This window comes from Saccharothrix luteola, from assembly GCF_020859565.1.
In the GTDB taxonomy this organism is placed as follows: domain Bacteria; phylum Actinomycetota; class Actinomycetes; order Mycobacteriales; family Pseudonocardiaceae; genus Actinosynnema; species Actinosynnema luteola.
This window is the reverse complement of the sequence record NZ_JAJHUO010000010.1, coordinates 69,315-88,345: the sequence shown is the minus strand read 5'-3', so window position 1 is coordinate 88,345 and position 19,031 is coordinate 69,315. Positions and strand designations below refer to the sequence as shown.

The following is a 19,031-nucleotide window of genomic DNA, read 5'->3' as shown; positions in this document are numbered from 1 at the left end:
GGGGTTCGATGCGGTGGTCCTGGGTCGGAGCGGTCCTGTCCGCGGTACTGGTGGCCGGGGCGGTGCTCCCGGTGTCGGCACAAGCGGCACAAGCGGGAGCCACGACGCCCTACGCGTTCGAGGACCGGGCCTACACGCCCGTCACGCCGACGCGGGTCCTCGACACCCGTAGCGGCCTCGGCGCGCCGGCGGCGGCCCCGGTCGGGCGGCAGGGCCGGGTCGACGTGCGGCTTGCGGGTCGCGGCGGGGTGCCCACCTCGGGCGTGGCCGCGGTCGCGATCAACCTGACCGGCACCCAGCCGACCGCCGCCACCCACGTGATCGCCTACCCGGCCGGTGACACCAGGCCGACGGCGAGCAACCTGAACCTGGTCGCCGGCCAGACCGCGCCCAACGCGGTGGTCGTCAAGCTCGGCGCGGACGGCTCGATCAGCCTCTACAACAACGACGGGTCGGTGCACCTGATCGTCGACGTGGTCGGCTGGTTCGCCCACGGCCCCGACTTCACCGCCACCCGGCCCGCGCGCCTGCTCGACACCCGCTCGGGCCTCGGCGCCCCGGCGGGCAAGGTGGGTCCGCGCGGGACCGTCGACCTGGACGTGACCGGGGTGGGCGGTGTGCCCGCGGCGGGTGTCGGCGCGGTGGTGGTCAACCTCACCGGGACGGAGGCGACCGAGGGCACGCACGTCATCGCGCACGCGAAGGGCACCGCGAGGCCGTCGACCAGCACCCTCAACGTGGTCGCCGGGCAGACCGTGCCGAACCTCGCGGTCGTCGCGGTCGGCGCGGACGGCTCGATCAGCCTCTACAACAACGCGGGTTCGATCCACCTCCTGGCCGACGTGGTCGGCTGGTTCGCGATCGGCGCCGACTACGCCGGCGTCGCGCCGACCCGCCTCTTCGACAGCCGCGCCGATCACCCCGTCCGGGAGGTCGGGGGCACGGACGTCCAGGTCGCCGGTCAGGGCGGGGTGCCCACCGTGGGCGTGGGCGCGGTCGTGCTCAACGTGACCGCGACCGAGGCGAACCGGGGCACCTACGTGACCGCGGGTCCGGTGGAGGAGTCCTTTCCGCAGATCAGCCACGTGAACGTCGAGCCGGGGCAGACCGCGTCGAACATGGTGGTCGTCAAGCTCGGCCCGTCGGGCCTGGTGCACCTGCACACCTGGACGGGCGACGTCCACCTCGTCGTCGACGTCGTCGGTTGGCTGTCGGTCGGCGTCACCGCCGCGGTCGACAAGCCGGACGGCACCGAGATCGTCGCGCCCTCACGCGTCACCGCCGTGTCCGGCGCCGACGTCACGCTGACCGGCGCGGCACCCGCCGCGGGCGCCGTCGTGTTCGTCGCGCCCGGCTCGGCGACCACCGGCCGCGGCCTGCTCGGCCGGGTCACCGGCACGACCGCCGGCGACGGCGTCACCACGGTCCACACCCAGCCGGTGATGATCACCGAGGCCTTCCCGTCCGGGCGGGTGGTGGGTGCCGTCGACACCCGGTCCCTGATGCCCGACGCCCCGCCGTCACCGGCGAAGGTGCTCGCCGGCCCGCTGGTCGCCGGTCCGGGAGGCCGGGTGCGGGTCACCGCGCAGGACCTCGTCGCGCAGTGCCCGGTGGGCACGGCCGAGGCCGACGCCGACCTGTCGCTCCACGCCCGGGCGCTCGTCCACGCCGAATGGGGCGCCGACGGCGTCCGGACCGTGCGGACGGCCTTCGAGTTCGACCTCGACGGCTCGCTCACCGCGGTCGTGGCCGGGCACGCCGCGCCGCCCGCGCCGTGCCGGTTCGAGATCGGCCCTGACATCCCGCTCGGCACGATCTGGGGCTTCACCCCCACCGTGCGCAACGTGCTGGACGTGCGGTTGTCGGGCGGCGTCGCGGAGACGGTCGACGTCAGCGGGAACGTGCGGGTCGGTGCGCACCACGTGCGCGGCAGTGACCTCCAGTGGCTCGACGAAGGCGACGTGCGGGGCAGGCGGACCTCGGCCGCCATCGGTGTGGAAGGGACCGTGAAGGTGCTCTTCGCGCCGCGCGGGTCCGTGGCGTTCGCCTCCGTCGCCGGACCGTCGTTCGTCGGCGGCATGTACGCCGACTCGACCACGTCGGTCATCGGCGATCCGTGGTGGTACTCGATCTACGGGGTGGAGGCCGCAGGGGACTTCGACGTCGACGGCTGGTTCCCCGTCGCGTCCGCCGCGCTCCCGGTGTCGCGGGGCCCGTGGACCGACTCCTACAACAACTACGGGCTCTGGCCGGGACCGAAGCTGGTGTCCGGTCCGCTGCGCTCGGCCGTGGTCGGCGCCGCCTACTTCGGGAACGTGAACCTCAGGACCGGTCAGAGCGCCCTCGCGGGCGCGAGCGTCGTCGAGGGCGCCCTCCCACCCGGCCTGACCATGTTCCCGGAGACCGGTGTGCTGCGCGGCACCCCCACCGCCGCGGGCGACCACAAGTTCACCGTGGAAGCCCGTGACGTCAGGGGGTACCGGGTGCGGGCCTCGTTCACCCTGCCGGTGAACCCGGCGTAGGCGGGCGGTGTGCGTAGGGTCGGGTCATGGGCGACTTCGAGGACCGGCTCCGGGCGCGCGTCGAGGACGTGAGGCGGGAGCGGAGCCGGTCGCGGCGGCTCGCGGCGGACGTGATGGCCCGGTTGCCCGAGCACCGCGAGGTGTGGCGCGAGCAGGCGCGGGCGTTCGCGCGCGTCGCCGCCGCGATCGGCATGGCGGCCAGGCGCGTCTCCGCCGAGCGCCGGTCGAGGAAGCGGTTCGGCATGGCGTGGACGACCGTCGTGGAGCACGACCTGCTGTTCGCCGAGGGTGGCGTCGCGGTCACGGCCGCCGGTGACCTCGTGGAGGTGGAGGGCGGCAAGCCGCTGCCGTTCGCCGGTTTCCTCGACGAGGACGGCTTCAGCTACGACACCCTCACCGCCTGCGTGTACCGCGCGGACGACCGGGCGCACGTCGAGGACGTGGTCGGCGTCCGCCGCAGCCCTCGCGGGCTCGCCTGCTGCGTCACCGCCGGCGGTGAGCTGGTGGTGGTCTGCGACGGCGGCCAGGCGTTGCTGACCTTCGAACGGCGGCTGGCGGAGTCCGTGGAGAAGTGGGCCTAGGGCCCCGGCCTCAGCGCCCGGCTCAGCGGTCGTCGAGGCGCTTGGCCTCTTCCGGCGTCGGCGCGGCGCCGCCGAGGTGGGCCGGTTGCCACCACTGGCCCTCGCCCGACTCCGGGTAACGGGCCTGCGCGTCGTCCAGCAGCTCCTGCATCCGCTCGCGCAGCGCGGCGTCCGTGGTCGGCTCCACCGGCTCGCCGACGATGATCCTGATCGGCACGTGCCGCTGGGTCAGCGACTTCGGCCTGCCCTTCGTCCACAGGCGCTGCGTGCCCCACACCGCGGTCGGCAGCAACGGCACACCGGCCTCGGCCGCCAGCCGCACCGCGCCGCTCTTCACGTCCTTGACCGTGAACGACCGGCTGATCGTGGCCTCGGGGAAGATCCCGACGACCTCGCCGGACCGCAGCGCGTCCAAAGCCTGCTGGTAGGACGCCTGCCCGGCGGCCCGGTCCACCGGGATGTGGTGCATCCCGCGCATGAGCGGGCCGGACACGCGGTGCTTGAACACCTCGTGCTTGGCCATGAACCGGACCAGCCTGCGCGCGGGCAGCGCGCCGTAACCGGCGAAGATGAAATCGAGGTAGGAGACGTGGTTCGAGGCCAGCACGGCCCCGCCGGTGGTCGGCACGTGCTCCGCGCCCTCCACGGTGATCCGCATGTCGAGCAGGCGGAACATCAGTTTGGCCGCGGCGATCACCGGCGGGTACACGCGATCTGGCATGAACCCCAGCGTACGTTACTCGTCAGTAGTGCGATCGTGTTCGCGCACCACACGTGGAACGCCGGCCAGGTCCTCCTCATTGCACAGCAGCTTGAGGGCGTAGTACGGCGAACCCTTGGTGTCGTCGTAGTCCAGGTGGACCGCGATCACGTCGACCGCTTCACCGAGCCAGTCCTGTGTCTGCCGCAGCCAGGAGGCCGCGCGCTCCAACGCGCTGGGCAGGTCGTCGTCGCGGAACTCGACCGGCCGATAGGGGACCTCCTGCACGGTGTCCCGCTGGTTGGCAGGCATCGGTAGGTCTACCGCCACCCCGCTGTCGTTGAGTTCGAGTTGGATCGTTTCCTCGCTCACCCTCCCAGGGTTCCCCAACGCGAAACGCGCGGCAATAGATGTCGGTCATCCGAGGCTGACCGGCAACTCGGCCAGACCGCTGACCAGCACCCTCCGCCACGCCAGCTCGTCGACCGGTCGGGCTGCCCGAAGCCCCGGGAACCGCCGCAGCAGGACCAGCAGCGCCTCCTGGAGCTCGATGCGCGCCAACTGCGCGCCGAGGCAGAAGTGCGGGCCGATCCCGAGCGCCAGGTGCGGGTTGGGCGTGCGCGCGAGGTCCAACGCGTCCGGCTCGGCGAACGCGCGCGGGTCGCGGTTGGCCGAGCCGATGGACGCCATGACGCCCTCGCCCGCCCGCACGACCACGCCTGCGACCTCCACGTCCTCCAGCGCCACCCGCAACTGCCCGACCTCGCTGAGCCGGGTGAACCTCATCAGCTCCTCGACCGCGCTCGGCACCAGCGCCGGATCGCCGACCAGCCGTTCCCACTGCGACCGCTCGCGCAGCAGGGTGGCGACGAAGCTGGTGATCTGGTTGGCCGACGTCTCGTGCCCCGCGACCAGCAGGTTCAACGCGAACGCGACCAGCTCGTCGTGCGTGAGCGGCGTCGCGCACAGTTCGTCGAGCAGGTCGTCCGACCTCGGCGTCCGGCGTTTCGCCTCGACCAGGTCGCCCATGTACGCCAGCAGGCTCGCCATCGCCGCCTCGACCCGCGGCTGCTCGGCCATCTCCAGGCTGTACGCGAGCTCGATCCACTCGCGGAACCGCTCCCGGTCCTCGTAGGGCACGCCGAGCAGCGTGCAGATGACCTGGATCGGCAGCGGCAGCGCGTACACCTGCCGCAGGTCGGCGCCGTCCACGACGTCGTCGGCGAGCCGTTCGCACAGCTCGCGCACCCACGGCCGGGTCTGCGAGATCGTCCGGTGCGAGAACGCGCCGGACACGAGCTTGCGCAGCCGGGTGTGCTCGGGCGGGTCGGTGGTCGGCAGGGTGCCGGGCAGCGGCCGGGACACGCCGACCCGGGGCGCACCCGCCGCCACCACGCCCGCGCGGGAGAAGCGCGGGTCGGCCAGCACCAGCTTCACGTCGTCGTAGCGGGTGACCAACCACACCTCGGCGCCCGCGAGCGTGCGGACCCGGACCACCGGCGACTCGTCACGCAGCCGCGCCCACGTCGGCGAGGGGTCGAAGGCGAAGGCGTCGGCGAAGGGTATGTCGAGGACCTCGTCCGTCATGACCTCGACGCTAGTGCCGTGACCGGCAACCTTCCCCGGGTCTTCCGGCGCTCGGCGGGGCGATCCACCCGTCCGGCCGTCGGAAGACGGGGCGAAGGCCGCCGACCACGGCGCTAGGAGCCGAGGGGGGCGCTGTGCCAGCGCCACCCGGTGCGCTTCGGCAGGTCGTCGAGCGGCACGCGGCCGTTCGCCCACAGCAGCGTCCGCGCCGGGTCGCCGCCGGTCGGCGCCTCGGGGAACATCCGGACCAGCACCTTGCGCGCGAGGTCGGGCGGGATCGCGAACTCGCACCCGAGGCCGCGGGCCGCGTCGTGGGTGTGCACCAGCATCTCGTCGCACCCCATGCCGGCGAACCCCGCCGCGTCCGCCAGGCCCCACGGGTGCCAGCCGAGGGTGCCTGCCGGTGTCGCGTCGACCACCGCCGCCAGCACCGACGCGAACGACCGCAGCGTGCGCACCAGGTCGGCGGGCGAGGAGTCGGGTCGCACGCCCACCTCGGCCGTGCTCAGCTCGACGGGTCCGGCGGCGAGGTCCGTGGCGTACCAGAGCAGGCAATCCGAGACGTGGGCGACGGTCCGCGCGACCGTCCAGTCCATCCCCGGCACGACCGCCGCCCAGTCGCGGTCCACCACGCCCGCCAGGAACGCCGCGCACCGCTCGGCGACCTCCGTCACGTCCCGTCCGTCCACCACGGAAAACTCCCTCGCGTCGAGCCGACCTCGCGGGTGACCATTCCAGACATGTACGACATCCGTCCCGCCGCCCAGGACGACCTGGACGCCGTCCTCGCGCTGGTCCTGCGGTTGCAGGCCGACGACGCGCACCACATCGGCTACCTCGGCGAGACGCTCGGCGACATCTCCGCGGAGCTGGCCGAGTTCGAGCCGGACTGGGCCGCGTGCACCGTGGTCGCCACCGACGACTCGGGCTGGGTCGTCGGCGCGCTCAGCGTCGAGGTCGACGCCGAGTCGGGCCGCGCCTACCTGCACGGACCGTTCGTCGACGTGCCGGTCAACCACCCGGCGGGCAGCCGGATCTGGGACCAGACCGCCGACGCGCTCTACACCGCCGCCCTACCGCTGCTCGACGGCGTCACCGACCGCGAGCTGCTCGGGCACACCGGGCACCGCCGGCTGGCGGCGTTCGCCGAACGGCACCGCTTCGCCGCCGCGCGGGCGTGCGGCATCCACGTCCTCGACGGCGACGGCCTGCGCGGCCTGCTGCTGCGCGAGGCGAGCTGCCCGCGCACCGGCCCGGCCCGCGAGATGCGGGTCCTGCCGACCGACCGCGCCGTGCACGAGGCGGTGGCCGTGCTGCACGAGCGGTGCTTCCCCAAGACCTACCTGTCCGGTCGCAAACTCGTGGACGCCGCCCGACGGCACACCGTGGTGGTGGCCATGGACGGCGACCGCGTGCTCGGCTACGCCTCGGGCAAGGCCGAGCCGAGCGAGTTCTACCTGGACTTCGTGGCCGTGGAGCCGGACGTGCGCGGGCAGGGCGTCGGCGCGGCGCTGGTCACCGAGCTGGTCTGGAAGCTGGCGGAGAAGTCCGGGGCACGACCACAGGCCGCCGCCGCGATACTGGCCGGCAACCGCTCCTCCCAACGGCTCTTCGACCGGCTCGGCTTCCGCCTCCACCTCGAACTCGTCGCCTACCGCGCCAACGCCGCCTGAGCCCTGGCCCGACTCAGGACGCCTTGGCCGACATCACGTCGCCCTGGACGTCCGGCGGCTGGTAACCCTTGTGCCGCAACGACATCAAGCCACCCACGAGCAACGTCACCAGCACGCCGAGCACCGTGTACCAGGGATAGGCCAGCGACACGATCTTCTGCGCGGGCGCCGCCGGCGAGAAGTCGATCGCCAGGGTCGCCTCCGGCCCGACGAACTTCACGCCCAGGATCACGAACGCCATCACGACCACCGTGACCACGAACGCCACGATCGCGTCGAGCTCCTTGGCCTTGCGGAACACCAGCCCGAGCAGGAACGCGCCGAGCAGCGCGCCGTAGGTGAACCCGGCGATCGACAGGCCCTGCTCCACGATCGGGTTGCCGCGCCGCGTCAGCGTGGCGAAGAGCCCGGCGCACACGATCAGCAGACCGGCCCAGACCACCGTCCAGATCCGACCCTGCTTGAACACCTCCGCCTCGCTCATCGGCCGCCGCACCACGCGCTGCACGATGTCCGTCACGGTCGAGGAGGCCAGCGCGCCCAGCGACGACGACAGCGCCGCCGCCAGGATGCCCGCGATCACGAACCCGGACAGGCCCGACGGCATGTCGTTGACGATGAAGTTGGCGAACAGCTCGTCGTTGTTGTTGAGCCCGAGGTCCTTGACCGGGTTGGCCGCCTTGTAGAACGCCCACAGCATCACGCCGATGAACAGGAACAGAGCGAACTGGAGGAACACCACGACACCGCTCGCGATCAACGCCTTCTGCGCCGAGCGCACGTCCTTCGTGGCCATCAGCCGCTGCACGATGAGCTGGTCCGCGCCGTGCGAGGCCATGGACAGCACCGCGCCGCCGATGAACGCGACGACGATGGCGTACGGCGAGGTGAGCGCGCTGGCGTTGAAGTCGAGGATCTGGAACTTGCCGGCGTCGGCGGCACTGGCGAACCACCCGTCGGGCAGCTTGCCGTTCAGCACGAGGATCACGGCGAACGCGCCGACGACGTACCAGAGCATCTGGATCGCGTCGACCCACACCACGGCCCGCACGCCGCCGAGGAAGCTGTAGACGACCATCGCGATGCCCAGCGCCGCCACGATCACCCAGTACGACACGTCCACGCCGTACGCGACGAGCACGACCTTGATCGGGATGGCGGTGGCGAACAGCCGCAGCCCGTCCGCCAGCAGCCTGGTGACGAGGAACGTCAGCGACGCCGTGCTCTGGATGTTGCGCCCGAACCGCTTGCCGAGGAAGCCGTACGCGGTGATCAGCTCGCCCGCGATGTACTTCGGCAGCAGCACGAACGACACCACGATCCGGCCGATCAGGTAGCCGACGGCCAGCGACAGGAACGTCATCGTGCCCAGGTAGGCGACCGTCGGCACGCTCAGCACGGTCAGCGTGGACGTCTCCGCCGACACCACCGACACGCACACGACCCACCAGGAGATGCGGCGTTCGCTGACGAAGTAGTCGGTGGCGGAGCGCTGGCGCCCGGCGATCCACACGCCCAGCAGCGGCATGCCCACCAGGAACAGCACGATGATGCCGACATCAAGTGCGCGCATGGTCTCCTCCGTCTTCCTGGCACTCTTGGCCTGACCGCCGCCCACGGCGGCCGATCGTCAATCCCGTCACGGCGGTGATCACGGGCTCGGGCAGGCGCAGCGGGTAGCGGCCGGGGGTGATCGACCCCAGCGGGCGCGGGCCGGCGGCGCCGGTGGCGGACGGCACGTTCGCGGGCAGACCGTGCCAGGTCAGGAAGCCGAGCAGGGCGGCGAGGTAGGCCTCCTTGCCCGCGGCGGGCAGTCCCAGCTCGTCGCTGGTGCGCAGGTCCACGAGCCGTCCCAACGACTCGACCAGCACGGGGTTGCGCATCCCTCCGCCGGAGCCGATGACGGTGCCCTCGCACTCGGCGGCGATCGTGCGCGCGGTGAGTTCGGTCAGCGTGGCCAGCAAGTCCTCGGCCGGCATGGTCAGGCCTTCGGTGACGCGGTCCAGGTAGGCGCGGTTGAAGTGCTCCTTGCCGGTCGACTTGGGCGCGGGGAGGCCGTAGTACGGGTCGGCCAGCAGGCGGTCGAGCAGCTCGGCGCGCACCCGGCCGCGGCGGGCGAACTCGCCGTCGGTGTCCTGGTTGCGCAGGCCACCGGACAGGACGGTCATCGCGGCGTCCATGAGCGCGTTGCCGGGTCCGGTGTCGTAGGCGATGACACCTTCGGGCGACACCTTGGTGACGTTGGCGATACCGCCGATGTTCAGGGCGGTGGCCGGTCCGTCGAAATCGGCCAGCCACAGCGCGTCCAAGGTGCTCGCCAACGGCGCGCCGTGACCGCCCGCGGCGACGTCGCGGACCCGCAGGTCGGAGATCACCGGCAGGCCGGTGGCTTCGGCTATCCACGCGGGCTGGCCGAGCTGGAGCGTGCCGAGGCAGCGGCCGTCCTCGACCCAGTGGTGCACGGTCTGGCCCAGTGACGAGACGAGGTCGCCCTCGTACCGGGCGGCGACCTCGGCGAACGCCTGGCCGAGCCTGGTGTCGAGCACGCACAGGTCGGCGGCGCTGGTCGGCGGCCTGCGCAGGTCCTCCGGGAACGGGTGCTCGGCGTGCTCGACCGGGGTCAGCACGACGGTGCGGCCGTCCAGGGACAGGTCGGCGACGGCCACGTCGATGGCGTCCATCGACGTGCCCGAGATGAGCCCGATCACCTTCACGCCCTGTGGTCTATTCCACACTGCACGCTCGCGCAAGAGTGTTCGTTGGAAAGTTGCCTGAAATCAACCTGGTTCGTCGATCGTCAACATACGATGGCGTGCGAGGATTGCGCCGTGTCCACCACGTCCCTGATCTGGATCATCGTCGTCGTCGCGGCACTGCTCGCGGTCGCCCTCGTGACGGGCGTCGTGCTGGCGCGACGCCGGCGGATCAGCCTCACCGAGCCCGAGCAGGACAAGCCGGCCAAGGGCGGTTACCAGGCCGGTGGCGCCATCACGTTCAACGCGCCCGCGCCGCCGGTGGTGGCGGAACCGACCAGACCGGCCGAGCCCGTGGAGCGCGCCGGTGCGTCGCCCGCCCCCGCCCCCGCCCCCACGCCCGCTCCCTCGCCGGTCGAACCTGTCGAGCACCCGGTCACCGAGCGGACCGAGGTCGACGGTCAGCCGGGCGTCGGTGACGACGCGGCCGTGCCGCGCGACTCGGTCAAGCGCGGGTTCGTCGAAGTCGAGTTGCCCGAGGAAGCCTCCGAGATCGAGGAGATCGAGCCGACCTCCGGGCGGTTGGAGCGGCTGCGCGGGCGGCTGTCGCGGTCGCGGTCGACGTTCGGGCAGAGCCTGCTGGGGCTGCTCGGCGCGGGCGACCTGGACGAGGACTCGTGGACGGACATCGAGGACACGCTGTTGATGGCCGACCTCGGTGCGGCGATCACGGACCAGATCGTGACGGCGCTGCGCGAGCAGATCGTGGCGCGCGGCGTGCGGACGTCGGACGACGCGCGGGCGTTGCTGCGGGAGGTGCTGGTCGACGCGCTGCACCCGGAGATGGCTCGCGCGGTGAACGCGTTGCCGCACGCCGACGGCGAGTCCGGGCCGAAGCCCGCCGTGGTGCTGGTGGTGGGCGTGAACGGCGTCGGCAAGACCACGACGACGGGCAAGCTGGCCCGGGTGCTGGTGGCCGACGGCCGCACCGTGCTGCTGGGTGCGGCGGACACCTTCCGCGCGGCGGCGGCCGACCAGTTGGAGACGTGGGGTTCGCGCGTGGGTGCGTCGACCGTCCGCGGGGCCGAGGGCGCGGACCCGGCTTCGGTGGCGTTCGAGGCGGTGAAGCGCGGCGTCAACGACGGCGTGGACACCGTGCTGATCGACACGGCCGGCCGGCTGCACACCAAGACCGGCCTGATGGACGAGCTGGGCAAGGTCAAGCGCGTGGTGCAGAAGCAGGCGGAGGTGGACGAGGTGCTCCTCGTGCTCGACGCCACCACCGGCCAGAACGGCCTGACCCAGGCGCGGGTGTTCGCCGAGGTGGTCGACGTGACCGGCATCGTGCTGACCAAGCTGGACGGCACCGCCAAGGGCGGCATCGTGTTCCAGGTCCAACGCGAGCTGGGCGTCCCGGTGAAGCTCGTCGGCCTGGGCGAAGGCGCCGACCACCTGGCCCCGTTCGAACCAACCGCCTTCGTCGACGCCCTCCTGAACTGACCGCGAGAGTCCTGCGTTCACAGCGCGAGAGTCCTACGTTCGCGACCCTCGAGTTCAACGCTCAGCCAGACCGCTCGGTCGGTCGAGTGTTGAACTCAGGGTCTCTGAACGTAGGACTCTCGCGTTCCGAACGTAGGACTCTCGCGCGGGGGTTAGGGGTGGGAGTGGGTGGAGAGGCGGGTGGCGGTGGCCAGGACGGCCGGGATGATGTGCGGTAGGGAGTCCTTGGTCAGTCGGCTGTCCGGGCCCGAGACGGAGACGGCGGCCAGGGTCGGCGCACCGTGCAGCGGAACGGCGACGCAGCGCACGCCCAGTTCCTGCTCGCTCTCGTCCAGCGCGTAGCCCTGCTCGGCGATCTGGTCCAGGGACGCCAGCAGGACGTCCGGGTCGGTGATGGTGTTCGGCGTGTACGCGGGCAGGCCGGTGCGGGACAGCAGGGCGCGCACCTCGTCACGCGGCAGCTGCGACAGCATCGCCTTGCCCACGCCCGTGCCGTGCGGCAGCAGCCGGCGACCCACCTCGGTGAACATCCGCATCGAGTGCCGTGACGGCACCTGCGCCACGTACACCACCTCGTCACCGTCCAGCACGGCCAGGTTGGCGGTCTCCTCCACCTGGTCCACCAGCTGCGCCAGCAACGGCCGCGCCCACGTGCCGAACTGCCGCGACGCGCTCTCGCCGAGCCGGATCAGCCGGGACCCGAGCGTGTACCGGCGGTTGCTGTTCTGCCGCACGTACCCCAGCGTGACAAGGGTGCGGATCAGCCGGTGGATGGTCGGCAGCGGCAGGCCGGAGGTGGCCGCGAGCTCGGACAGGCTCGCCTCGCCACCCGCGTCGGCCAGGCGTTCCAGCAGGTCGAAGGCGCGTTGGAGCGACTGGACGCCGCCCGTGGACTCTCGTGCCACCGACACCACTCCTTCGTTGCCGTTCCGCGTGGTGAAAACTATAGTCCGCGAAGTAGAAACCGACTCGGAACGAGGTGGGCTTCCATGTCCGGTGTTCGCGTCCTCGGTGGCGAAGTGGAGCGCGGGGACGAGATCCTCACGCCGGACGCGCTGGAGTTCGTGGCCGAGCTGCACCGCACGTTCGCGCTCGAGCACGCTGCCCTGATGCGCCGCCGCGCGGACCGCCGCCCGCTGGGCTTCCTGCCCGAGACGCAGGCGATCCGCGACGGCGACTGGCGGGTCGCCGAGGCGCCCGAGCCGCTGCGCGACCGGCGGGTGGAGATCACCGGCCCGACCGAGCGCAAGATGACCGTCAACGCGCTGAACTCCGGCGCGAAGGTCTGGCTGGCCGACCTGGAGGACGCCAACACGCCGCACTGGCACAACGTCGTCTCCGGCCAGGTCAACCTCTACGACGCGGCCCGCGGCACGGTCGAGCACACCTCTCCGGAGGGCAAGCACTACACCCTGCGCGACGACGTGGCCAGGCCGACGATCGTGGTCCGCCCCCGCGGCTGGCACCTGCCCGAGCGGCACGTCGAGGTCGACGGCAAGCCGGCCATCGGCGCGCTGGTCGACTTCGGCCTGCACTTCTTCCACAACGCCGAGCTCGGCCGGCCCTACTACTACCTGCCGAAGATGGAGAGCCACCTCGAAGCCCGGCTCTGGAACGACGTCTTCACCGCCGCCCAACGACGCCTCGGCGTCCCGCACGGCACGATCCGCGCGACCGTGCTGATCGAGACGATCCCCGCCGCGTTCGAGATGGACGAGATCCTCTACGAGCTGCGCGAGCACGCGTCCGGCCTGAACGCGGGCCGCTGGGACTACCTGTTCAGCACCATCAAGTACTTCCGCGACGCGGGCCGGGACTTCGTGCTGCCCGACCGCAACAGCATCACGATGACCGTGCCGTTCATGCGCGCCTACACCGAACTGCTCGTGCGCACGTGCCACAAGCGCGGCGCGTTCGCGATGGGCGGCATGGCGGCGTTCATCCCGAACCGGCGCGACCCCGAGGTCACCGCGCAGGCGCTGGAGAAGGTGCGCGCGGACAAGACCCGTGAGGCGGGCGACGGGTTCGACGGCTCGTGGGTGGCGCACCCCGACCTCGTGCCGGTGTGCCAGGGGATCTTCGACGACAAGCTGGGGGACAAGCCCAACCAGCTCGACGAGCTGCGGCCCGAGGTGTCCGTCACCGCCGAGCAGCTCTTGGACTTCAAGTCGGCCGGTGGCAGCGCCACCCGCGCGGGCGTGGAGTCCGCCGTGGACGTCGGCGTGCGGTACCTGCTGTCCTGGCTGGGCGGCAACGGCGCGGCGGCCATCCACAACCTGATGGAGGACGCCGCCACCGCCGAGATCTCCCGCTCGCAGCTGTGGCAGTGGGTGCACAACGACGTCGTGCTGGACGACGGCACGCCCGTCACCGCCGAGCTGGTCCGCACCGTGCTCGCGCAGGTGAAGGACAAGCTCGAAGGCGAGCACCTCGACCCGGCCGCGGAGCTGTTCGAGCAGGTCGCGCTGTCCGACGACTTCGTGGACTTCCTGACCCTGCCCGCCTACGAGCGGATCGGCTGACGTGCCGCGGACGTCGTTGTCGGCCGACGCGGTGCGCGCGGTCACCGCGCGGCTGTCCGATGTGGAGCTGCGCGCGCCGGCGGGCCGTCAGCCGGTGCACACCTGCTACGCGCCCGCCGACCGGGTGAGCCCGACCACGCTCGGCGACTGGGGCGCGCAAGCGCTTGCGGCGCTGGACGAGCACGCGCCGGACGGCTTGGCGGACGTGCTCGACCTCGCACCGGACGTGGCGGAGGTCGTGCACGGGCGCGTGCGGGCGAAGCTGGCCGCCGAACCCGTGGAGGACCTGCGGATCGACTTCGAGGACGGCTACGGCGTCCGCTCCGACGCGGAGGAGGACTCGGACGCCGAACGCACCGCGCTCGTGGTGCGGGACTGGCTGCGCGACGGCACGGCGCCGTTGCGGTTCGGGCTGCGGATGAAGTCCTTCGACACCAGGGCCCTGCGCGAGCGCGGCATCCGCACGCTGGACGTCTTCCTCACCGCGCTGGGCGAGGCGCCCGACGGTTTCGTGATCACGTTCCCGAAGGTCACCTCGGTGGCCCAGGTGGAGGTGCTCGGCGACGTCCTGGACCTGTTCGGGCTGCCGCTCCGGTTCGAGATCCAGGTCGAGACGACGCAGTCGATCGTGGACCGCGAGGGCAGGCTGGCCCTGCCCCGGTTCATCGAGGCGGGCCGCGGCCGGGTCACCGGGCTGCACTTCGGCACGTACGACTACACGGCGGGCTGCGGCTTGGGCGCGGCGCACCAGCACCTCGCGCACGGCGCGTGCGACTTCGCGCGCAACGTGATGCAGGTGTCCGCGGCCGGCACGGGCGTCGCGCTGTCGGACGGCTCCACCAACGTGCTGCCGGTCGGCGACGACGTGCACGAGGGCTGGCGCACGCACTACCGGCTGGTGCGGCGTTCGTTGGCGCACGGCTTCTACCAGGGCTGGGACCTGCACCCGGCGCAGCTGGTGACCAGGTACGCGGCCGTGCACGCCTTCTACCTCGAAGGCGTGGACGCGGACGCGCGCCGGCTCAAGGCGTACGTGGCGCGGGCCGGCGGCTCGGTGCTGGACGAGCCCGCAACCGCGCAGGCGCTGTCCACGTCGTTCATCCGCGCCTTGGATTGCGGTGCCCTGGACGAGGACGAAGTCCGCCGCGCGACGGGACTCACCGTGACCGAATTGCAGGCTCTAGCCAGAAGAGAGTGATCGTGGCATCGCTGGATGGGGTGATCCTCAAACCAGCGAAAAGCCGAATCACGCCACACCGGTCAGTGTGTGTCCATGACCATGCGAGCCGGGTTGTGGACCGGGCTGCCGGACCTGGAGCGGGCGGAGTTCCGCTACCAGGTGGTGGCGTGCGCGGCGGACGTGGACGTGCTGATCGCCGCCTTGGCGCGGCCCGAGTGCAATGACGGGATGCTGGAGCACTTCGGCCGGGCGCCCGACGCCGAGGGGGAGAGCGACCACAACCTGGTGCTCGCCGTCCGCGGCGCGTGGGGCTACCTCAACTACGTGGACGACGAGTTCACCGGCTGGCCCAAGGGCGAGCCGGACGCGCCGTACGTGGACGAGACCTACACGGACTTCCCGCCGGGCGTGGGCGTGCCGCTGATGACCTACCGCGAGATCCTGCTGGAGTTCATGTTCACCGCCCGCCGGCCGACCGTCGTGGACTGGTACGAGGAGGCCGACCTGTTCCACGCCTGGCGGCTGCAGCGCATGGCCCTGCACAAGAAGGTGACGGGCCACTAGACCGTGCTCCCCGGACCGGGAGCACGGTCACCGGGCCCGCCTCAGAACGTCGGCAGGGTGTGCCAGGCCGACCCGGCGTCCTCGGCGTCGTCACGCAGCACGGCGCCCTCGATCAGCCCGTACGGCCGGTCGGCGGCGTAGAACACCTCGTTGTCGTTCTCCAGCCCGAACGGCGACAGGTCCACCGCGAAGTGGTGCTTGTTCGGCATCGACAGCCGCACCTCCGCCACCTCCGGCCGGGCCCGCAGCACCGCCTCGCCCATCGCGTACAGGGTCTGCTGCAACGACAGGCTGTGCTTCGCCGCGAACGTGGCCAGCAGCAGCCGCCGGATCTCGGCGAAGCTCTTCGCCCAGTCGATCCCGTCACCTTGGTAGCGCCACCGCGCGGTCACCGACGTGGCCAGGATCCGGTCGTGGGTCTCCTTCAACGTCGTGTACTCGTCGCGCGGGAAGCCGTGGAACTCCGACCCGGTCGACTTGAGGACCACCACGTCCCGCACGCCCGACACCACCCACGCGCGCTCGCCCTCGACGGTCACGGCGGTCGTCCGCTTCTCGTTGCCGCCTTGCACGAACGAGTGGTCGTTGCCCTCGATGCGCTCCCACGCGTGCTCGTCGATGAGCACGCGGGCGCCGGTGATCGCCTCCTGCGACGAGACGAAGTGCCGGCCCAGGCGCAGCGCGAAGTCCTCGATCTCGCCGACCGGCGCCTGCTTGGCGAAGGCGTAGACGGTGTTCTTCTGCGTGTCGGTCGCCAGCACCTTCGAGTTGTCGCCGGTCAGGTGGGTGTCCGCCAGGTCGCCGCGCAGGGAGGTGCCGACCGTGAGGTCCTTGATCGTGTGCACGGGGCCGTTGCGGGTCACCGTGACGAGGCGGTTCTCCGCCTTCCCGTACTGGTTGGGCCCCAGGACGATGGCCATCGGTCAGCTCCCTCGGTAGGTGGTGAACGCGTACGGGCTCAACAGGATCGGCACGTGCAGGTGACCCTGGTCGCCGGTGACCCGGAACGCGACGGTGATCTCCGGGTAGAACGGCGTGTCGACCTCGAACGTCAGCCGGTGCACGCCGGGCGACAGCTCGCGCTCGAACCGCAGCCGGCCGTCGTCGTCGGTGGCGCCCTCGGCCAGCACCTCGCCGTCGCGCGCCAACCGGACCGGCACGCCGACGCGCGGTCGGCCGGCCTCGGCGTCGAGGACGTGGGTGGACAGCGTCGTCGGCTTCGGGTCTGTCATGCCAGCACCTTCCTCAGCCGCAGCGCGGCGATCTTCGCCAGCTCCCGGTTCACCACGCGCAGCTCCACGTCCGGCGGGTTGTCCATCCGGGCGGCGAGGTCGGCCAGCACCTGATCGCCGCTCAACCCGGTCGCGCACACCAGGTAGATGTGCCCGAACCGGTCCTCGTAGGCGGCGTTGGCGGCCAGCAGCCGGTCGGCGGGCGACGCGGCGACCCCGGACTGCTCGTCGGCCGACCACTTCGCGGACACCCCGCCTCCGGCAGCCCGCTCCCCGATGCGCGGGTGGCCCCCGATGGCGGCGCGGACCTCGTCGTCGGTCAGGTCGGCGTGCCGGTCCGACGCGGCGAGCAGCGCGTCCACGTCGGCGTAGGGGCGCTCGGCGAGCAGCGCGTCGACCCAGCGCGGCACGGCGAGGCACTCGGTGAGCAGGGGGCGGAGCTCGGCCGCGGGTGCGGAGTTGAACCCTTCCAGATCGGGCACAAGGCTCCCTTTTCTGTATCGCGGAATCACATTTCCGCCAGGAGGGACGGTACGAGCGCGCCTCCAAGCGTGTCAACAGTCTTGCGCCGCCGTCGAGGGCCTGCCTACTCTCTCGATGTACGGAAGTTGTCTTCCGCATTGTGGAAGGGATCTCCAAATGCGCTACGACGTCAACCTGTCGATCCTGTTCACCGACCTACCGGTGCTGGAACGACCCGCCGCGGCCCGGGCGGCCGGGTTCGACGCGGTCGAGTTCTGGTGGCCGTTCGCCGAAGCCGTGCCCCCGTCCCGCGAAATCGAGGCGTTCGAGGCGGCCGTCGCCGACGCGGGCGTGCGGCTCGTCGGGCTCAACTTCTTCGCGGGCGACCTGGCCGCCGGCGACCGCGGCCTGGTGGCGTGGCCGGGCAGGCAGTCCGAGTTCCGCGCGAGCGTGGAGATCGCGGTCGGGATCGCGGGCCGGCTCGGCTGCCGCGCGTTCAACGCCCTGCACGGCAACTTCCCCACCACGGACGCGGCGCTGGAGAACCTCGCGCACGCCGCCGACGTGGCCGCGGAGATCGGCGCGGTGGTCCTGGTGGAGCCGCTCTCCGGCGCGCCGGAGTACCCGCTGCGCACCGCCGCGGACGTGCTGGAGGTCGTCGACCGGGTCGGCCGCGACAACGTGGCGCTGCTGGCCGACCTCTACCACCTCGCCGTCAACGGGGACGACCTCGACGCCGTCGTCTCCGACCACGTGGACCGCATCGGCCACGTGCAGATCGCCGATGCGCCGGGCCGCGGCGAGCCGGGCACCGGGGAGCTCGACGTCTTCGGCTACCTGGCGAAGCTCGAGGCCAACGGCTACCAGGGCTACGTGGGCCTGGAGTACCAGGCGCGGACCGGCGGCTTCGACTGGCTCCCCGAGGAGGGACGGCGATGAGCAGGATCGGTTTCATCGGCCTGGGCATCATGGGCACGCCGATGTCCGCGCACCTGGTCGCCGCGGGCCACCGGGTCACCGGCTTCGACCTGAGCCGGGACGCGCTCGACAAGCTCACCGCGGCGGGCGGCACGGCGGCGGCGAGCGCGCGTGACGCGGTGGCCGGCGCCGAGGTCGTCATCACCATGCTGCCGAACCACCCGCAGGTGGAGGACGTCGTCCTGGGCGCGGTCCTCGACGCGGTCGACCGGGGCACGCTCCTGGTCGACATGAGCACCATCCGCCCGGAGACGTCCCTCGCCGTGGCCGAGGAGGGCGCGAAGCGCGGCGTCCGCGTGCTCGACGCGCCGGTGTCCGGCGGTGAGACCGGCGCGCGGCAGGCCACCCTGTCGATCATGGTCGGGGGTGACGAGGCCGACTTCGCCGCCGCGAAGCCGATCCTCGACGTCCTGGGCAAGACCGTCGTCCACGTCGGCCCGCACGGCGCGGGCCAGGTGGTGAAGGCCGCGAACCAGCTCCTGGTCGGCGGCATCTACGCCCTGGTGGCCGAGGCGATCGTGCTGCTGGAGGCGTCCGGGGTGGACGCCAAGGCCGGCTTGGACGTCCTCGCGGGCGGGCTGGCCGCCAACCGGATCCTGGACCTCAAGCGCGACACGATGATCGCGCGCGAGTTCCAGCCGGGTTTCCGCATCGACCTGCACCACAAGGACATGGGGATCGCGCTCGCCGCGGCCCGCCAGGTCGACGTCGCGCTACCGGTGACGGGGCTGATCGCCCAGCTCATCGCGTCCGGCCGGGCACAGGGGTACGGATCCCTCGACCACTCGGCGTTGTTGAAGGTCGTCGAGAACCTGTCCGGGAGGGCCTGATGGCTCG

At 71.9% G+C, this 19,031-nt stretch carries 19 protein-coding genes; 9 read left to right on the top strand and 10 right to left on the bottom strand.

Annotated elements, in window-relative coordinates; genetic code table 11:
• Positions 1-8: 8 nt before the first annotated feature.
• Positions 9-2,522, top strand: coding sequence for an Ig domain-containing protein (locus tag LNK82_RS15640; protein ID WP_230567714.1), 2,514 nt, complete (start codon positions 9-11; stop codon positions 2,520-2,522).
• A 26-nt stretch (positions 2,523-2,548) separates the two neighbouring features.
• Positions 2,549-3,103 (top strand): hypothetical protein, encoded by a 555-nt coding sequence (locus LNK82_RS15635; RefSeq protein WP_230567713.1) that lies wholly within the window; start codon positions 2,549-2,551, stop codon positions 3,101-3,103.
• Between the two features lie 22 nt (positions 3,104-3,125).
• Here the strand turns inward: LNK82_RS15635 and LNK82_RS15630 are convergent, their stop codons facing one another.
• From LNK82_RS15630 to LNK82_RS15615, 4 genes are all read right to left on the bottom strand, one after another.
• Entirely contained in the window at positions 3,126-3,824 is a 699-nt protein-coding gene (locus tag LNK82_RS15630; RefSeq protein ID WP_230567712.1) for a lysophospholipid acyltransferase family protein, read from the bottom strand.
• 15 nt (positions 3,825-3,839) lie between these two features.
• A complete protein-coding gene (locus tag LNK82_RS15625; protein ID WP_053720469.1) occupies positions 3,840-4,175 on the bottom strand; it encodes a hypothetical protein in 336 nt (111 codons plus the stop codon).
• A gap of 45 nt (positions 4,176-4,220) precedes the next feature.
• Positions 4,221-5,390, bottom strand: a complete 1,170-nt coding sequence (locus LNK82_RS15620; protein WP_230567711.1) for a cytochrome P450 — start codon at positions 5,388-5,390, stop codon at positions 4,221-4,223.
• Between the two features lie 113 nt (positions 5,391-5,503).
• Positions 5,504-6,082: a maleylpyruvate isomerase N-terminal domain-containing protein gene (locus LNK82_RS15615; RefSeq protein WP_230567710.1), complete on the bottom strand. Its 579-nt coding sequence runs from the start codon at positions 6,080-6,082 to the stop codon at positions 5,504-5,506.
• A 48-nt stretch (positions 6,083-6,130) separates the two neighbouring features.
• On the opposite strand from LNK82_RS15615, the gene LNK82_RS15610 reads away from it, so the two are divergent.
• Positions 6,131-7,063, top strand: coding sequence for a GNAT family N-acetyltransferase (locus LNK82_RS15610; protein ID WP_230567709.1), 933 nt, complete (start codon positions 6,131-6,133; stop codon positions 7,061-7,063).
• Between the two features lie 13 nt (positions 7,064-7,076).
• Here the strand turns inward: LNK82_RS15610 and LNK82_RS15605 are convergent, their stop codons facing one another.
• A complete protein-coding gene (locus LNK82_RS15605) occupies positions 7,077-8,636 on the bottom strand; it encodes a sodium:solute symporter (protein WP_230567708.1) in 1,560 nt (519 codons plus the stop codon).
• Positions 8,623-9,777 (bottom strand): anhydro-N-acetylmuramic acid kinase, encoded by a 1,155-nt coding sequence (locus LNK82_RS15600; protein ID WP_230567707.1) that lies wholly within the window; start codon positions 9,775-9,777, stop codon positions 8,623-8,625. Before LNK82_RS15600 ends, LNK82_RS15605 begins: the two co-directional genes overlap by 14 nt.
• 93 nt (positions 9,778-9,870) lie before the next feature.
• On the opposite strand from LNK82_RS15600, the gene ftsY reads away from it, so the two are divergent.
• Positions 9,871-11,256 carry a signal recognition particle-docking protein FtsY gene (gene ftsY, locus LNK82_RS15595; protein WP_230567706.1) on the top strand — a complete coding sequence of 462 codons (1,386 nt, stop codon included), beginning with the start codon at positions 9,871-9,873 and terminating at the stop codon, positions 11,254-11,256.
• Positions 11,257-11,408: 152 nt separating this feature from the next.
• Here the strand turns inward: ftsY and LNK82_RS15590 are convergent, their stop codons facing one another.
• Positions 11,409-12,161 carry an IclR family transcriptional regulator gene (locus tag LNK82_RS15590; RefSeq protein WP_308257219.1) on the bottom strand — a complete coding sequence of 251 codons (753 nt, stop codon included), beginning with the start codon at positions 12,159-12,161 and terminating at the stop codon, positions 11,409-11,411.
• A gap of 84 nt (positions 12,162-12,245) precedes the next feature.
• Here LNK82_RS15590 and aceB point away from each other — a divergent pair, with 84 nt between their 5' ends.
• The 3 genes from aceB (at position 12,246) to LNK82_RS15575 (ending at position 15,522) form a co-directional block, all read left to right on the top strand.
• Complete coding sequence (aceB, locus tag LNK82_RS15585; protein WP_230567704.1) at positions 12,246-13,778, top strand: malate synthase A; 1,533 nt, start codon at positions 12,246-12,248, stop codon at positions 13,776-13,778.
• A gap of 1 nt (position 13,779) precedes the next feature.
• Positions 13,780-14,976: a DUF6986 family protein gene (locus LNK82_RS15580; RefSeq protein ID WP_230567703.1), complete on the top strand. Its 1,197-nt coding sequence runs from the start codon at positions 13,780-13,782 to the stop codon at positions 14,974-14,976.
• 75 nt (positions 14,977-15,051) lie between these two features.
• Positions 15,052-15,522, top strand: a complete 471-nt coding sequence (locus tag LNK82_RS15575) for an Imm1 family immunity protein (RefSeq protein WP_230567702.1) — start codon at positions 15,052-15,054, stop codon at positions 15,520-15,522.
• A 41-nt stretch (positions 15,523-15,563) separates the two neighbouring features.
• On the opposite strand, the gene pucL is transcribed toward LNK82_RS15575, so the two are convergent.
• From pucL to uraD, 3 genes are read right to left on the bottom strand one after another with little or no spacing between them, the layout of a single operon-like run.
• On the bottom strand, positions 15,564-16,442 hold the full coding sequence (gene pucL / locus LNK82_RS15570; protein WP_230567701.1) for a factor-independent urate hydroxylase: 879 nt from the start codon (positions 16,440-16,442) through the stop codon (positions 15,564-15,566).
• Positions 16,443-16,445: 3 nt separating this feature from the next.
• Positions 16,446-16,754 carry a hydroxyisourate hydrolase gene (locus tag LNK82_RS15565; protein WP_230567700.1) on the bottom strand — a complete coding sequence of 103 codons (309 nt, stop codon included), beginning with the start codon at positions 16,752-16,754 and terminating at the stop codon, positions 16,446-16,448.
• Positions 16,751-17,236 (bottom strand): 2-oxo-4-hydroxy-4-carboxy-5-ureidoimidazoline decarboxylase, encoded by a 486-nt coding sequence (uraD, locus tag LNK82_RS15560; RefSeq protein ID WP_230567699.1) that lies wholly within the window; start codon positions 17,234-17,236, stop codon positions 16,751-16,753. Before uraD ends, LNK82_RS15565 begins: the two co-directional genes overlap by 4 nt.
• A 157-nt stretch (positions 17,237-17,393) precedes the next feature.
• Between uraD and LNK82_RS15555 the strand changes: the two genes are divergently transcribed.
• Positions 17,394-18,155 (top strand): hydroxypyruvate isomerase family protein, encoded by a 762-nt coding sequence (locus LNK82_RS15555; protein WP_230567698.1) that lies wholly within the window; start codon positions 17,394-17,396, stop codon positions 18,153-18,155.
• The gene (locus LNK82_RS15550; RefSeq protein WP_230567697.1) at positions 18,152-19,024 is read left to right on the top strand and encodes a 2-hydroxy-3-oxopropionate reductase; all 873 of its coding nucleotides are present in this window, start codon (positions 18,152-18,154) and stop codon (positions 19,022-19,024) included. The genes LNK82_RS15555 and LNK82_RS15550 overlap by 4 nt, the downstream gene beginning before the upstream one ends.
• Positions 19,025-19,031 lie beyond the last annotated feature (7 nt).